The sequence below is a fragment of the Bradyrhizobium sp. CCBAU 45389 genome (genome assembly GCF_028128625.1).
Lineage (GTDB): Bacteria > Pseudomonadota > Alphaproteobacteria > Rhizobiales > Xanthobacteraceae > Bradyrhizobium > Bradyrhizobium liaoningense_B.
The window spans coordinates 119,583-134,443 of the sequence record NZ_LBIY01000098.1 but is presented as its reverse complement, the minus strand read 5'-3'; the positions used below and the strand labels follow the sequence as shown (position 1 = coordinate 134,443).

The 14,861-nt window shown below is 66.4% G+C and carries 12 protein-coding genes; 8 read left to right on the top strand and 4 right to left on the bottom strand.

Annotated features, from left to right (window positions below; all coding sequences use genetic code 11):
- Positions 1–102: 102 nt before the first annotated feature.
- Positions 103–1,116, bottom strand: coding sequence for a UDP-glucose 4-epimerase GalE (gene galE / locus XH79_RS36645; RefSeq protein ID WP_271584834.1), 1,014 nt, complete (start codon positions 1,114–1,116; stop codon positions 103–105).
- A 125-nt stretch (positions 1,117–1,241) separates the two neighbouring features.
- On the opposite strand from galE, the gene XH79_RS36640 reads away from it, so the two are divergent.
- Positions 1,242–2,279: a glycosyltransferase family 4 protein gene (locus XH79_RS36640; RefSeq protein ID WP_271584833.1), complete on the top strand. Its 1,038-nt coding sequence runs from the start codon at positions 1,242–1,244 to the stop codon at positions 2,277–2,279.
- Between the two features lie 176 nt (positions 2,280–2,455).
- Here the strand turns inward: XH79_RS36640 and waaF are convergent, their stop codons facing one another.
- Entirely contained in the window at positions 2,456–3,526 is a 1,071-nt protein-coding gene (gene waaF, locus XH79_RS36635; protein WP_271584832.1) for a lipopolysaccharide heptosyltransferase II, read from the bottom strand.
- A gap of 172 nt (positions 3,527–3,698) precedes the next feature.
- Between waaF and rfaD the strand changes: the two genes are divergently transcribed.
- The 6 genes from rfaD to XH79_RS36605 all read left to right on the top strand — a co-directional run bounded on the left by rfaD (position 3,699) and on the right by XH79_RS36605 (position 11,660).
- The gene (gene rfaD / locus XH79_RS36630) at positions 3,699–4,679 is read left to right on the top strand and encodes an ADP-glyceromanno-heptose 6-epimerase (RefSeq protein WP_271584831.1); all 981 of its coding nucleotides are present in this window, start codon (positions 3,699–3,701) and stop codon (positions 4,677–4,679) included.
- A 12-nt stretch (positions 4,680–4,691) separates the two neighbouring features.
- Positions 4,692–6,176 carry a D-glycero-beta-D-manno-heptose-7-phosphate kinase gene (gene rfaE1 / locus XH79_RS36625; RefSeq protein WP_271584830.1) on the top strand — a complete coding sequence of 495 codons (1,485 nt, stop codon included), beginning with the start codon at positions 4,692–4,694 and terminating at the stop codon, positions 6,174–6,176.
- Positions 6,177–6,229: 53 nt separating this feature from the next.
- Entirely contained in the window at positions 6,230–7,483 is a 1,254-nt protein-coding gene (locus XH79_RS36620; RefSeq protein ID WP_271585178.1) for an O-antigen ligase family protein, read from the top strand.
- A gap of 84 nt (positions 7,484–7,567) precedes the next feature.
- Entirely contained in the window at positions 7,568–9,481 is a 1,914-nt protein-coding gene (locus tag XH79_RS36615) for an SDR family NAD(P)-dependent oxidoreductase (protein WP_212342841.1), read from the top strand.
- A gap of 2 nt (positions 9,482–9,483) precedes the next feature.
- Positions 9,484–10,716 carry a glycosyltransferase family 4 protein gene (locus XH79_RS36610; protein ID WP_271584829.1) on the top strand — a complete coding sequence of 411 codons (1,233 nt, stop codon included), beginning with the start codon at positions 9,484–9,486 and terminating at the stop codon, positions 10,714–10,716.
- Entirely contained in the window at positions 10,713–11,660 is a 948-nt protein-coding gene (locus XH79_RS36605; protein ID WP_271584828.1) for an NAD-dependent epimerase/dehydratase family protein, read from the top strand. The genes XH79_RS36610 and XH79_RS36605 overlap by 4 nt, the downstream gene beginning before the upstream one ends.
- Here XH79_RS36605 and XH79_RS36600 read toward each other — a convergent pair.
- Both XH79_RS36600 and XH79_RS36595 read right to left on the bottom strand, forming a co-directional pair.
- The gene (locus XH79_RS36600; RefSeq protein WP_212342846.1) at positions 11,648–12,667 is read right to left on the bottom strand and encodes a glycosyl transferase; all 1,020 of its coding nucleotides are present in this window, start codon (positions 12,665–12,667) and stop codon (positions 11,648–11,650) included. The two genes, XH79_RS36605 and XH79_RS36600, sit on opposite strands and share 13 nt — an antisense overlap.
- The gene (locus XH79_RS36595; protein WP_271584827.1) at positions 12,664–13,623 is read right to left on the bottom strand and encodes a lysylphosphatidylglycerol synthase transmembrane domain-containing protein; all 960 of its coding nucleotides are present in this window, start codon (positions 13,621–13,623) and stop codon (positions 12,664–12,666) included. The genes XH79_RS36600 and XH79_RS36595 overlap by 4 nt, the downstream gene beginning before the upstream one ends.
- Positions 13,624–13,866: 243 nt before the next feature.
- On the opposite strand from XH79_RS36595, the gene XH79_RS36590 reads away from it, so the two are divergent.
- On the top strand, positions 13,867–14,856 hold the full coding sequence (locus tag XH79_RS36590; protein ID WP_271584826.1) for an NAD-dependent epimerase: 990 nt from the start codon (positions 13,867–13,869) through the stop codon (positions 14,854–14,856).
- Positions 14,857–14,861 lie beyond the last annotated feature (5 nt).

Sequence of the window (14,861 nt, the reverse complement as noted above, 5' to 3'; positions counted from 1 at the left end):
CGGCGCAGGGAAGCCTGCCCGCGCGTCAGGGATCGAATGGCCTCTGTGCCCGCTCAAGCGGGGTTTTTCAAGCCCAATTAAGGGCTTGCGTCCGGACGGAAATTAGGCCGAGACGGCCTGGCGGAGCTCGCCATGGCGTTCGCGGAACAGCTTGTCCTCCCAGGCCAGCGCGTGGGCCGCGATGGTCTCGAGGTCGTCATATTGCGGCTTCCAGTCGAGCAGGCCGCGGATGCGGCTGGTGTCGGCGACCATGGTCATGATGTCGCCGGGCCGGCGCGGGGCGTACTGGACGGCGAAGCTGCGCCCGGACACACGGCGCACGGCGTCGATGGTCTCCAGCACCGAATAGCCGCGGCCGTAGCCGCAATTCAGCGTGGTCGAGGCGCCTCCGTTGCGCAGGTAAGCGAGTGCCGAGCGATGGGCCTGCGACAGGTCCGTGACGTGGATGAAGTCGCGGATGCAGCTGCCGTCGGGGGTCGGATAGTCGGTGCCGAACACGTCGATCTTGGCACGCTGGCCGGTTGCGGCCTCCACCGCGATCTTGAGCAGATGCGTGGCGCCGACGGTGGCAAGGCCAATGCGTGCCTGCGGATCGGCACCGGCGACGTTGAAGTAGCGCAGGGTCACGTACTGCATGCCGTAGGCGGCGGCGACGTCGTGCAGCATGATCTCGGTCATCAGCTTCGACGAGCCGTAAGGCGACAGCGGCCGCGTCGGCGCGTGCTCGGGCACCGGCACCTGATCCGGATTGCCGTAGACCGCGGCGGTCGAGGAGAAGATGAAGCGGCCGATGCCGCGCTTCACGGCGACGTTGAGCAGGTTGCGCGCGGTGACGAAATTGTTGCGGTAGTAGCCGAGCGGATCGCGCATCGAATCCGGCACGACCACCGAGCCCGCGAAATGAATGATGCTCTCGATGTTGTGCTGGGCGATCACGCCCTCGAGCAGGTTCTCGTCGCCGGCATCGCCGATGAACAGCGGCACGCCCTCTGGCAGATAAGCGGAGAAACCGGTCGAGAGATCGTCGATCACGACGACGTCCTCGCCGGCTTCCGCCAGCGCCAGGACCGTATGACTTCCGATATAACCGGCGCCGCCGGTGACTAGCACAGTCATGGTCTCACCCGTCCTCGATCAACGCGCAAAGCTAGCGCTTGCGTGGTGAAGAGGGGGTATCGGCGGCCCTGAACTGGTCACTATGCTTAATGTTGCGTATAGGGACTTTCGAAACGGAGCATGACGTGGCGAATTTCCCAGCCGATCTCGAAGTGATCGTGCCAAATCTGCACAGGCGCTATTCCGGGGTCACCGCGACCAACCGGATGGTGGCGCCGCGGCTGGCGAAACTGTATCGCGCGGCATGGTTCGGCTCGGATGCGCCGGAGGGGATCGCGCGGCTGGGTGTTGCCGATTTCCTCAAGCTGTGGCGCCGCAAGGCGCCGCTGATCTGGCACGCGCGCCGCAACAACGAGATGATCGCGGGCGTCGTGCTGCGCGCGGTCGGCTGGCCGCTCAAGCTCGTGTTCACCTCGGCGGCGCAGCGGCATCACTCATGGATCACGCGCTGGCTGATCCGGCGCATGGACGCGATCATCGCGACGAGCGACATCTCGGCCTCGTTCCTGAAGGTGAAGGCGACGGTGATCCCGCACGGCGTCGACACCGACGTCTACGCGCCGCCGATCGATCGCGCGGCGGCCTTCGCGGAAGCCGCGCTGCCGGGCCGCTATGCCATCGGCTGTTTTGGTCGCGTGCGTGCGCAGAAGGGGACTGACGTGTTCGTGGATGCGATGTGCCGCTTGCTGCCGCGCTATCCGGATTTCACCGCGATCATCGTCGGACAGGTCACGCCCGAGCAGACGCCTTTCGCCAATGACTTGAAGAAACGCATCGAGGCAGCCAACCTGCAATCGCGCATCGTCATCACCGGCGAGCTGCCGATCGAAGCGGTGCAGCGCTGGTATCAACGGCTGACGATCTACGCCTTCACCTCGCGCAACGAAGGTTTTGGCCTGACGTTGATCGAGGCGATGGCGGCGGGAAGCGCGCTCGTCGCCGCACGCGCCGGTGCGGCCGAGCTCGTGGTCGAGGATGGTGTCACCGGCGTGCTGATCCCGACCGGAGATGCCGACGCGCTCGCGGCGGCGCTCGAGCCGCTGATGCGTGATGTGGCGTCTGCGACGGCGATGGGCGAGCGCGGGCGGGCGCGGGTGCTCGAAAAATTCAGCCTCGATGCGGAAGCGGCGCGGATCGGCGCGGTCTATCGGCCGCTGCTTTGAGCCGCTTTTGCCAGCGCAAACAAAAAAGTCGAAAACAACCCCATGCACAGTAGCCAGGGATAAGGAAATCAATGGCTTGGCGGGTGGTTTGGCTTGCTGCTGATTTTACGAAATCGATTTGACCCGTCGGGCAAAACAGGGGCAAGGTGTCACCATGGGCGCGAGCCTCGGCGGCCTCACGTCTCCGCCCTTGCCCCCACGTCACCGAGCACCCGCTCCGCAATCCCCACCACCTCGCTCGCCGCAATGTCCCGCATGCAGCGGTGGTCGTTCATCTTGCAGATCGTGCTCTGGCAGGGCTGGCACGACAGCACGCTCTTGTCCTGGACCACGGTCGCGGCGAGGCCGTTGAGAGGGGCCCAGAGATAGGGGCTGGTCGGGCCGAAGATGCCCATGGTGGGCGTGCCGAGCGCGGCGGCGATGTGCATCAGGCCGGAATCGTTGGAGATCGCGACGCCTGCCGCCGCCATGGCCAGCACGCCGTTACGCAGATCGTTGCCGGTGAGGTCCCGCACTTTCGGGCCGCCCGCGGCGACGATCTCCTGGGCGAGGCCCTTTTCCGCGGGGCCGCCTACCACCCAGACCTCGAGGCCGCGCTCGACCAGCAGGCGGGCGGCCTCGGGATAGTAGGTCCAGCGCTTGGAGACGCCGACCGAGCCGGGGGCGAGCGCCACTGCGGCGCCGGCGCCGAGGCCGTTGGCCTGCCGCCAGCGCACGATGTCCTCGGCGGGGACCCGCAATTGCGGCACCGGCCATTCCGGGGGCAGGGGGGCGCCGTCGGGCTGGGCGAGGGCGGCATTCTTGTCGATGAAGCGCGGCAGCTTCTTCTCGCCCCAGCGCCAGCGGTTGAGCAGGCCGAACCGGAACTCGCCGACAAAGCCGACCCGCTCCGGGATACCGGCCAGTGCCGGCGCGATCGCCGCCTTCCAGGTCCGGGGCAGCACCAGGGCTGTGCCGTAGTTCCGCTCCCGCAGGAGGTTCGCAAGGCCGAACTGGCGGCCGACGGCCAGCCGGCTGCGCGGCAGGTCCCAGACGATTCCCTGCCGGACGCCAGGCATGTAATCGACCAGCGGGGCACACAGGGACGTGGTCAGGAGGTCGACCGGCCGGTTCGGCCACCGCTCATTGAGGACCCGCACCACGGTGTGATTCCGGACGAAATCGCCGATCCACATGTAGGGAATGATCAAGATCGGGCGCGTGTCGTCCCGATCTGCATGTCCACTAAGTTGCGAATCTTGGTTCATTCGTTAATAGGGCCGAAGGTGAGCTGATGTGGCGGTTCGGTTAGCCGCTCCGGGGCGGGACGTAAAGCAGGCTGAGCGCAAGTCCCAGAGCGCCTGCCCAAAATGCTTACACTTTGGCGGATGATGCGCTACGGCAGGGTCGGACCTTAAGAAAATCGGGCAGGTAGGTGGAATGTTGCTGGTGACCGGCGGGGCCGGTTTTATCGGATCGAATGTCGTGGCCGCGCTGAATGACGCCGGCCGCAGCGACGTCGTGGTGTGCGACCTGCTCGGCAACGACGGCAAATGGCGCAACCTCGCCAAGCGCCAGCTTGTGGATATCGTCCCGCCGACCGAACTGCTCGACTGGCTGAAGGGCCGCAAGCTCGATGCCGTGATCCATCTCGGGGCGATCTCCGCGACCACCGCGACCGACGGCGACCACGTGTTCGAGACCAATTTCCGGACGTCGATGCGCCTGCTGGACTGGTGCACGGCGGGCGCCGTGCCATTGATCTATGCCTCCTCGGCAGCGACCTATGGCGACGGCGAGGCCGGCTTCGGCGACGACGCTTCGTTGCCGGCACTGAAAAAGCTGCGGCCGATGAATCTCTACGGCTGGAGCAAGCACATGTTCGATCTTGCGGTCGCCGGGCGCGTCGCGAACGGCGATCCGCTGCCGCCGCAATGCGTGGGCCTGAAGTTCTTCAACGTGTTCGGCCCGAACGAATACCACAAGGGCTCGATGATGAGCGTGCTGGCGCGCCGCTTCGACGACGTCAAAGCGGGTCGCGTCGTGCAGCTGTTCAAGTCGCATCGCGAGGGCATCGCCGACGGCGACCAGCGGCGCGACTTCATCTATGTCGACGACGTCGTGCGCGTCATCATGTGGCTGCTGGCAACGCCCTCCGTCTCGGGCCTCTTCAATGTCGGCACCGGCAAGGCGCGCAGCTTCAAGGATCTGATGCTGGCGGCCTATGCAGCGCTCGGCGCCAGGCCCAACATCGAATACATCGACATGCCCGAGAACATCCGCGGCGCGTACCAGTACTTCACCCAGAGCGAGGTCGATCGCCTCTGCCGCGCCGGCTATAACGGCGGCTTCACGACGCTCGAGGACGCGGTGAAAGCCTATGTCGGGGACTATCTCGACCGGCCCGACCGTTTTCGCTGAGGCTTTTTGATCATGGCGACGCCCATTCTCGATTTCGACGCCCTCGCGCAAACGATCTCAAGCCGCACGGTGCTCTGCATCGGCGACATCATGCTGGATGAGTTCGTCTATGGCGAGGTGTCGCGGATCTCGCCGGAAGCGCCGACGCCGGTCATCGCCGCCCAGCGCAGCGAGATCCATATCGGCGGCGCCGGCAATGTCGCGCGCAATATCGCCTCCCTCGGCGCGCGCTGCATCTTCGTCGGCCTCGTCGGCGAGGACGATGCGGGCAAGCGGCTTGCCACGGCGCTGGCCGAACATGGTGCAATCGAAAGCGTGCTGGTGTGCGATCCGTCGCGGCCGACCACGCGAAAAGTCCGCTTCGTCTCCGAGCATTTTTCCACGCACATGCTACGCGCGGATTGGGAGCAGGCGGCGCCCGCCTCCGACGCGGTCGAGACCGAGCTGATCGAGGCGATCCTGCCGCGGATCGCACGCGCCGACATCGTGCTGCTGTCCGACTATGCCAAGGGCGTGCTGACCGCGCGCGTGATCCGCCACACCATCGATGCCGCGCGAAAGCTCGGCAAGTCCGTCATCGTCGATCCCAAGAGCCTGAATTGGGCGATCTATCGCGGCGCGACGCTGCTGACGCCCAATCGCAAGGAATTTTCTGAAGCCACCCGCAGCCGCGCCGACACGCCGCAGAGCATCGTCGATGCCAGCGAGGACGTGATGCGGCTCGCAGATTGCGAGGCGCTCCTGGTCACGCAGGGCGAGCACGGCATGACGCTGGTGCCGCGTGGCGGCGAGGCGGTTCACGTTCCGGCCGTTCCGGTGAAGGTACGCGACGTCTCCGGCGCCGGTGACACCGTCGCCGCCGCGCTCGCGGTCTCGCTCGCGGCGGGCGCCGGCTGGGACACGGCGCTGCGCGTGGCCAATGCCGCCGCCGCCGTCGCCGTCGGCAAGCAGGGCACCGCCAGCGTGAGCACGGCCGAGCTGCGGCGCAAGATCCTGCCGCACGCCTATCTCGCGGCCGAGGAGAAGATCGTGCTCGAGCCTGATACGCTCGATGCGCAGCTAGCCGAGTGGAAGCGGCAGGACCTGCGCGTCGGCTTCACCAATGGCTGCTTCGACATCCTGCATCCCGGCCACGTCAAGGTGCTGACCGCGGCGCGCGCCGCGTGCGACCGCCTGATCGTCGGCCTCAACAGCGACGCCTCGGTGCGGCGGTTGAAGGGCGCCGATCGCCCGGTTCAGGACGAGCGTGCGCGCGCCGAGGTGCTCGCCGCGCTCGAAGCGGTCGATCTCGTCGTCATCTTCGAGGAGGACACGCCGCTCGACCTGATAACCCGGATCAAGCCGAGTGTGCTGGTGAAGGGCGGCGACTACACCCGCGAGCAGGTGGTCGGCCACGAGGTGGTCGAGGCCGCGGGCGGCGTGGTCGTGCTGGTCGACATCCTCCAGGGGTTCAGCACGACGGCGCTGGTGCATCGCGCGCGGGGAGGGGCCAAGTGACCGCTCAAGCGACAGGTCAAGCGACGACGCTGAGCCGGGAGACGACCGGCCAGATGCTGTCGCGCCGCTTGCGCAGCCCGGCAGCCTGGAGCGAGACGGTCGACCTGTTCGCCATCCTGACCGCGGCCTCGCTGCCCTGGTCGACGTCGCTGGCGGGGATCTTCAACGCCCTGATGCTCGTCTGCATGGTGCCGTTCCTCGACGTCCGCGCATTCCTGCAATCGCTGAAGCGCCCGATCTGCGTGGCGCCGATCGCGCTGGTCGTGCTCGCGCTGGTCGGGACGCTGTGGTCGGATGCAGCCTGGGGCGCGCGCTTCTATGCGGTCAATCCGACCGTCAAGCTGCTCGTGCTGCCGGTCCTGCTCTACCATTTCGAGCGCTCGCCGCGCGGACGCTGGATCCTCGTCGCCTTCCTGGTGTCCTGCGCGCTGCTGTCGGTGATGTCCTGGCTGGTAGCCTTCTACCCGAACCTCGCGCTCAAGAACGATCCGCCGGAGCGCGGCATCTTCGTCAAGAACTATATCGACCAGAGCCAGGAATTCGCGCTGTGCGCGGTCGCGCTGGCCTATCCGGTCGTGATGCTGCTGCGCGAGAAGCGCTACTGGCTCGCCGGGCTGCTCATCGTGCTGGCGCTCAGCTTCTTCGTCAACATGGCTTTCGTGGTGGTGTCGCGCACCGCGCTCGTCACCGTTCCGATCATGTTCGGCGTGTTCGCGTTGCTGCATCTGAAGTGGCGCAGCATCGCGATTATCTCGGCCGGCCTGCTCGCCGGAGCATTTCTCGCCTGGCAGGCCTCGCCGCAATTGCGCAGGACCGCCGACACCTTTGCCAGCGACTACACGCGCTATGTGGAGAAGGGCGAGCCGACCTCGCTGGGCCTGCGGCTCGAATTCTGGCGGAAGTCGCTCGGCTTCTTCGCGGAGGCGCCGATCAAGGGGCACGGGACGGGCTCGACGCGCGGATTGTTCGAGCGCGTCGCCACGCCCAGTGGTCAGTACCAGGCCTCCGCCGAGGTGATCGGAAACCCCCATAACCAGACGCTGAACGTCGCCGTGCAATGGGGCGTCATCGGCATCGTCATTCTCTACGCGATCTGGATCCTGCATCTGCGCTTGTTTCGAGGCGATAGCCTCGCCAGCTGGGTCGGCCTGCTGGTCGTGGTGCAGAACGTCTTCACCTCGCTGTTCAACTCCCATCTGTTCGATTTCCACGAGGGCTGGATGTACGTCATCGGCGTCGGCGTTGCCGGCGGCATGGTGATCCGGGCACAACAGGTCGAGGCGAAGATGGGGGAAGGCGGTTCCTGAACGGCCGCACGGCTGGCAAGTCCTGCCAAGATGGGCTATCAGCGCGATCAGGTTGCACCCAATGGGATATTCATCGGTCGGCGGATGACGCGTCTTTCGCATCTCACCTTGCGCAATTTCCTGATCGCGCTCCACGACCTGCTGGCGACCACGGCGGCGCTGTTCGTCGCGTTCTACCTGCGTTTCGAGGGCAGCGAAGGCTTCTACGACCGCCTGCCGCTGCTGTTCCAGATTCTGCCCTACTTCCTCGCCTTCAGCGTGGTCGTGTTCTTCGTCTTCAACCTGACGACCACGAAATGGCGCTTCATCTCGCTGCCGGACGCGCTGAACATCATCCGCGTCGCGAGCGTGCTGACGGTGGCCCTGCTCGTGCTGGACTACGTCTTCGTCGCCCCCAACGTCCGCGGCGCCTTCTTCCTCGGCAAGGTGACGATCGTCCTCTACTGGTTCCTCGAGATCGCCTTCCTCAGCGCGCTGCGCATGGCCTACCGCTACTTCCGCTATACGCGGGTGCGGCGTCATGCCCGCACCGACGCTGCCGCGCCGACGCTGCTGATCGGCCGCGCCGCCGATGCCGAGGTGCTGCTGCGCGGGATCGAGAGCGGGGCGATCAAGCGGATCTGGCCGGTCGGCGTGCTGTCGCCGTCGAACTCGGATCGCGGCCAGCTGATCCGCAACGTGCCGGTGCTCGGCGGCATCGACGACGTCGAGGACGTCATCGCCGACTTCGCCAAGCGCAACAAGCCGATCGCGCGTCTCGTGATGACACCCTCGGCGTTCGAGCCGGAGGCGCATCCGGAATCGGTCCTGATGCGGGCGCGCAAGCTGGGCGTGATCGTCAACCGCATGCCTTCGCTGGAAAGCGGCGATACGCCGCGTCTGACGGCCGTCGCGGTCGAGGACCTGCTGCTGCGGCCGAGCGAGAAGATCGACTATGTGCGCCTCGAATCCCTGATCAGGGGCAAGGCGGTGATCGTCACCGGCGGCGGCGGCTCGATCGGTTCCGAGATCTGCGAACGCGTCGTCGCCTTCGGCGCCGCGCGCCTGCTGATCGTGGAAAATTCCGAGCCCGCGCTCTACGCGGTCACGGAGGCGCTCGCCGCGCACAATACGGCCGCCGCGATCGAAGGACGGATCGCCGACATCCGCGACCGCGAGCGCATCATGCGCCTGATGGCCGAGTTCAAGCCAGACATCGTGTTCCATGCCGCTGCCCTCAAGCACGTGCCGATCCTCGAGCGCGACTGGAGCGAGGGCGTCAAGACCAACATCTTCGGCTCGATCAACGTCGCCGATGCCGCGCACGCCGCCGGCGCCGAGGCCATGGTGATGATCTCGACCGACAAGGCGATCGAGCCGGTGTCGATGCTCGGCCTCACCAAGCGCTTCGCCGAGATGTACTGCCAGGCGCTCGACCACGATCTTGCCGCAGCCAGCAGCAGTGCCAAGCCGGCGATGCGGCTGATCTCGGTCCGGTTCGGCAACGTGCTGGCCTCGAACGGCTCGGTGGTGCCGAAATTCAAGGCCCAGATCGAGGCCGGCGGCCCGGTGACGGTGACCCATCCCGACATGGTCCGCTACTTCATGACCATCCGCGAGGCCTGCGACCTCGTCATCACCGCGGCAACGCATGCGCTCGGAACGCATCGTCCCGATGTCTCGGTCTACGTGCTCAACATGGGCCAGCCGGTGAAGATCGTCGATCTCGCCGAACGCATGATTCGCCTCTCCGGCCTGCAGCCGGGCTACGACATCGAGATCGTGTTCACCGGCATGCGGCCGGGCGAGCGGCTGCACGAGATCCTGTTCGCCTCCGAGGAGCCGACCCGCGAGATCGGCGTTGCCGGCATCATGGCGGCGCAGCCGAACGAGCCGCCGATGCAGACGCTGCGCAAATGGATCGCCGCGCTGGAGCAGGCGATCGCCCGCGACGATCGCGCCACGATCAGGACGATCCTGAAGGATGCTGTCCCGGAATTCGGGTCGACTGCGGCCTGACCATGCAGCCGCAAGACAAGATCGCTGGCAAGATCGTCGTCGCGAGCCAGCATTATCCGCCGGATCCGAGTACGACCGCGGCGATCATGGCGGAGATCGCCTGCCGGATCGCTGGGGATCACGAGGTCGTCGTGCTGTCGGGCTCACCGGGCGCACTGCCGGCCTCGCAGACCGGTCCCGGCAAGCCGCGCGTCGTTGCGGTCAAGAACCGGATGGCGGGCAAGGCGGCGCTGGTGCGGCGCGGGGTGTCCGAGCTGCTGTTCGTGGCGCGCACATTCCTTGCCTTGATGCGGGAGCTTAAGGCAGGTGACGTCGTGCTCACGGTCACCGCGCCGTTCATGCTGCCTTATGCCGTTGCCGCCGCCGCAAGACTCAAGGGCGCGCGCTCCGCGCTGATCATGCACGACCTCTTTCCCGACGTGCTGGTGATGGCGGGCCTGCTGAAGCCGGGCTCGATCGTGACGCGGACGATGCGCTTCGCCAACGGCCTGATGTTCCGCGCGCTCAACGCCGTCATCACCATCGGCCGCGATGCCGAGCGGCCGCTGCTGAGCTATTCCGGCATGAGGCGGAACAAGATCCGATTCATCCCGAACTGGGCTACGCTGGTGCCCGGCGCGCGTCCGCTGTCGCAGGACAATCCGTTCCGGAAAAAAGTCTCTGCGCCTTTCGTCGTCGGCCTGTCGGGCAATCTCGGCTTCACCCATGATCCGGAGATCGTGTTCGAGGCGGCGCGCCTGCTCAAGGACGAGCCCGACATCCATTTCCTGCTGTCGGGGTGGGGCATCGGTTTTGCGCGGCTGCAGCAGTTGCAGGCGGACGCAAACCTGTCCAATGTGTCCTTCGTGGCCCGGGTCGAGGACGCCGAGCTCGAGGCGTTTCTGGCGTCGGCCAATCTCTGGATCATTCCATACCGGAAGGACGTTGCGGGGGTGTCGGTGCCGAGCCGGTTCTACAATCTGCTGGCGGTCGGCCGTCCCGTGGCGCTGGTCTCGGAGCCGGAGGCCGAGGCCGCGCTGACGGTGGTGGAGAACGGGCTCGGCTGGGTCGTGACGCCGGGCCGGGCCGATCAGCTCGCAGACGCAATCCGCGCGGCTTCGCGTTCCGACCACGCTGCCATGGCGGAGCGTGCGGTGAAGGCGGCGGCGAGGTTCGATCGCGTCACCGCGATGAACGCCTATGCCGCGCTGGTCGACGAATTGTTGCGCAACCCGGACCTTTCGGAGCAACGATGAGCGAACGGAAACCGGTCGTGCTGGTGACGGGAGCGAGCGGCTTTGTCGGCCGTCATGTCGTGCCCGCGCTCGCACGCGCCGGCTGGTCGGTGCGCCGCGCGGTGCGCAGCTCCGAAGGCGCCGAGGACGAGGTCGTGATCGAGACGATCGGTCCCGAGACCGACTGGCAGACGGCGCTCAAAGGCGTCGACGCCGTGGTCCATCTCGCCGCGCGCGTGCATCACAAGCACGAGGAGCACGCCGTTCAGCTCTACCGCAACGTCAACATCGCCGGCACGCTGCATCTGGCGCGCTCGGCGGCGACGGCCGGCGTGCGCCAGTTCATCTTCATCAGCACCGTGCTCGTGCACGGTCGCAGCAATGACGGCCGCGCCCCCTTCAGCGAGGACGATATCCTGACGCCGCGCGGCCTCTACGGCATGTCCAAGGCCGCAGCCGAAGCGGGCCTCCGGACGCTGGCGCGCGACGGCACCATGAAGATCTCGGTGATCAGGCCGCCGCTGGTCTATGGTGCCGGCGCCAAGGGCAATTTCGCGCTGTTGACGCGTGCGGTCAGCCTGGGGCTGCCGCTGCCCTTTGCCGCGATCCGCAATCATCGCGCCTTCCTCGCCGTGCAGAACCTGTCGTCGTTCATCCTGCGCAGGCTCGGCCATCCCGACCCCGCCAGCAATTTCGAGATCTTCCTGGTGGCCGACAGGGAACAGGTCTCGACGCCCGAATTCATCGAGCGCCTGGGGCAGGCCTCCGGCAAGATCCCGCGGCTGTTCCGCATGCCGCCGGACCTGCTCGGCATGCTGCTCAACGTGATGGGACGGCAGGATACGCATGACAGCCTGATCGGCTCGCTCGAGCTCAACGTCTCCAAGGCGATCGCGACCGGCTGGCAGCCGGAGGTCTCGCTCGACGAGGGTTTGCAGCTTGCGCTGTCGGCTCAGGAGACCTGAGGGCGGGAGAAACGCCGCAGCACGAATCCGACCGCGATCGCGCCGGCGAACAGCGCGGGCAGCGTGACCGCGATCGACGCGGCGCGAACGGCGAGGATCGCCAGCCCCGCGAGCACGAGGTTGAGCAGGAAGACCTCGCCGGTCACGCGGGACACCGAGAAACCGTTGTCGGTCGCACGCTGATAGAAATGCGAGCGGTGCGCCGACCAGAACTGCTCGCGGCGCGCGATGCGCCGAAACAGGGTGATGGTGGCATCGGCGAGGTAATAGGCCGGCAGCAGCAGCGCCGCGGCCGCTTGCCCGTGCCAGGCGAGCTCGAGCAGGCACCAGCCGAGCAGCAGGCCGATCGGCAGGCTGCCGACATCGCCCAAGAACACTTTTGCGACCGGCTTGTTGAAGGGCGCAAAGCCGAGCATGGCGCCGCACAGCGTGGCGGCGACGAGTGCGGCCGGCCAGGACAGATCGCCGAGCCATCCGAGCAGCAGAAGCGCCGCGGTGACCGGCACGACTTCGGCCACCGTCATCAGGTCGAGCCCGTCCATGAAGTTGACGAGGTTCACGAACCAGATGCCGGCGAGCAGGAGGAGGCCGCGCTCCAGCGCAAGGGGCATCGCCGGCACGATACGCGCGGTCTCGGGCGCGGTGAACACGACGGCACCGACGGCCGCCGCCTGCAGCACGAGCCGCACGGTCACCGGCAGCGATACGATGTCGTCGGCAAAACCGACCAGGGCGATCGCGATTGTCGCAACGACCAGCGCCGGCGGGATCGCGACGTTCGCCCAGGCCGCCCATACGGATGCGACCAGCAGTGTCGCCGATATCACCGCGATGCCGGCGCCTTGCGGGGTCGGGATGCGGTGCGAGGAGCGCGCATTGGGCCGCGCCAGCGCGTAACGCTGGAGCAGGGGCCGGCTGGTCCAGGTGATGACGGCCGATATCAGCGCGGCGATCGCAACGGCCAGCAGCGAGGGTGCGGCGGCGAGCGCCTCGGCAGGCGGGCTCACTCCGGCGCTCCGAGCGGCGTCGAGCCCTGCGCGGCTTTCTCCGCGCTCAGGATCCAGACGAGGCCACCGACGGCGCCGACGATGAAGTACACTGCGCCGAACAGCAGCGAGATGTTGACGCCTTCGTTGGCGGCAAGTCCCGCGAAGCCGAAGGCGAGACCCATGGTGGCCTCGCGCACGCCCCAGCCGGCGATCGAGATCGGCATCATCGTGATCAGCATCACCGGCGGCACGAGCTGGAAGACATCGCTGAACCGGACCGGAGCGGCAATCGACTGCACGACGCACCAGGCGATGACGACGGTGAGCACATGCACGGCGAGCGAGAGAATTGAGACGATCGGTCCGCGCGCCCGGCTGAAGATCACGCGGTTCGCGATCACGGCGCAGGCGTGGATGTGATGCGTGGCCCACCAGGTTTTCAGCCAGCGCCATTTCAGCGCGCCGAACACCAGGAAGCCGAGCCCCCCCGCGAGCGCCGCGAGGTCGACCAGCAGCAACGCCGAGCGGCCGTGCGGATCGGTGATGAGGGCGTAGCTCCAGGGCAGGCTGGCGACGATGAGGACCGCGAGCGCGATGAGGCCGATCGCGCGGTCGACGAAGATCGAGTAGGTCGCCGCGCGCCAGCCGGCGCCGGCGCGCGCGACCAGCCACAGCCGGACCGCATCGCCGCCGATCGCGGAGGGCAGGGTCTGGTTGAAGAACGAGCCGATCACGTTGTAGCGCATGGCGCGGGCGAGCTCGAGCGGCGCGCCGCATTCGGCGCTGATCTCGCGCCAGCGCAGCACGCCGACGAAGATCTGCAGGAACGTGATCGCGATCGCGAGGCCGATCCAGAACACGCTGGTCACGTTGAAACGCGAAAGCAGCTCGGACAGGTCGACCTTGCGCAGCGCCAAATAGAGCAGCGCCGCGGAAATCAGGATCTTGGCCGCAGAAAGCAGGATTCGGCGCATCTCGCCCGCATGAACTGGGTTTGCGAAGATTGTGGCAACCCGACGCGAGGCGCCGAATTCGGCCGCTTTGGTATGGTCTTGGCGCCGATCTTGCAATAGCGGTGATAGGAGCCGGTGATAGGAGCGGTTATAACAGGCGGTCATGAACGGCCGTTATGACGGGCCGGCCGGCACTTGCGACCCCCGCGATGCGGCGGCTAAAGAGGCGCAGAAAGGCCGGGGATCGGGTCCCCTGGGAACAGGATGACGGATCAGGCGATTTTGGTCACGGGAGCCGCCGGATTCATCGGCTTTCACCTCGCCCGGCAGCTTCTGGCCGAAGGCCGGCCGGTCGTCGGGCTCGACAATCTCAACAGCTATTATGATCCGGCCCTGAAACAGGCACGCCTGGAACTGCTCCGCAGCGATTCCCGCTTCGCCTTTGTCAAGGCCGATCTCGCCGACCGCGAAGCCATCGCGGCGCTGTTTGCGCGCCATCGCTTCACGCATGTCGTGCATATGGCCGCCCAGGCCGGCGTGCGCTACTCGATCGAGCAGCCGCAGGCTTATGCCGATTCCAATCTGGTAGGCTTTCTCAACGTGCTGGAGGGCTGCCGCCAAAACGGCTGCCGCCATCTCGTCTATGCCTCGTCATCCTCCGTCTACGGCGCCAACACGAAACTGCCATTTGCGGTTGCGGACCGCACCGACCATCCGGTGAGCCTCTACGCCGCGACCAAGAAGGCCAACGAGGTGATGGCGCAGTCCTACAGCCATCTCTACCGGCTGCCGGTCACCGGCTTGCGCTTCTTCACCATCTACGGCCCGTGGGGACGGCCCGATATGGCCATGTTTCTGTTTGTGAACGCCATCATGGAGGGCCGGCCGATCCGGCTCTTTAACCATGGCAGGATGCGGCGCGATTTCACCTATATTGACGACGTGACCCGTGTCGTGTCCAAGCTGATCGATCGGGTGCCTGCGGATGATCCGGCTGCCGCAAATGCGCCGTCTAAGGTCTACAATGTCGGCAACCACCACCCCGAGGAGCTGATGCATGTCGTCGGACTCCTGGAGCAGCAGCTGGGTCGGACGGCGATCAAAGAATTGCTGCCGATGCAGCCGGGAGACGTTTTGGAAACGTTCGCGGATGTCGAGGACCTGATGCGCGACACCGGCTTTGCGCCGTCAACGCCGATCGCGCAGGGGGTCCGTAATTTTGTCACCTGGTATCGGGACTACTTCAAGGTTTGAGATGA

Coding starts and splice junctions, on each gene's coding strand:
- galE (WP_271584834.1), bottom strand. CDS start 1,116: ATGACTGTGCTAGTCACCGGCGGCGCCGGTTATATCGGAAGTCATACG.
- waaF (WP_271584832.1), bottom strand. CDS start 3,526: ATGAACCAAGATTCGCAACTTAGTGGACATGCAGATCGGGACGACACG.
- rfaD (WP_271584831.1), top strand. CDS start 3,699: ATGTTGCTGGTGACCGGCGGGGCCGGTTTTATCGGATCGAATGTCGTG.
- rfaE1 (WP_271584830.1), top strand. CDS start 4,692: ATGGCGACGCCCATTCTCGATTTCGACGCCCTCGCGCAAACGATCTCA.
- XH79_RS36620 (WP_271585178.1), top strand. CDS start 6,230: ATGCTGTCGCGCCGCTTGCGCAGCCCGGCAGCCTGGAGCGAGACGGTC.
- XH79_RS36615 (WP_212342841.1), top strand. CDS start 7,568: ATGACGCGTCTTTCGCATCTCACCTTGCGCAATTTCCTGATCGCGCTC.
- XH79_RS36610 (WP_271584829.1), top strand. CDS start 9,484: ATGCAGCCGCAAGACAAGATCGCTGGCAAGATCGTCGTCGCGAGCCAG.
- XH79_RS36605 (WP_271584828.1), top strand. CDS start 10,713: ATGAGCGAACGGAAACCGGTCGTGCTGGTGACGGGAGCGAGCGGCTTT.
- XH79_RS36595 (WP_271584827.1), bottom strand. CDS start 13,623: ATGCGCCGAATCCTGCTTTCTGCGGCCAAGATCCTGATTTCCGCGGCG.
- XH79_RS36590 (WP_271584826.1), top strand. CDS start 13,867: ATGACGGATCAGGCGATTTTGGTCACGGGAGCCGCCGGATTCATCGGC.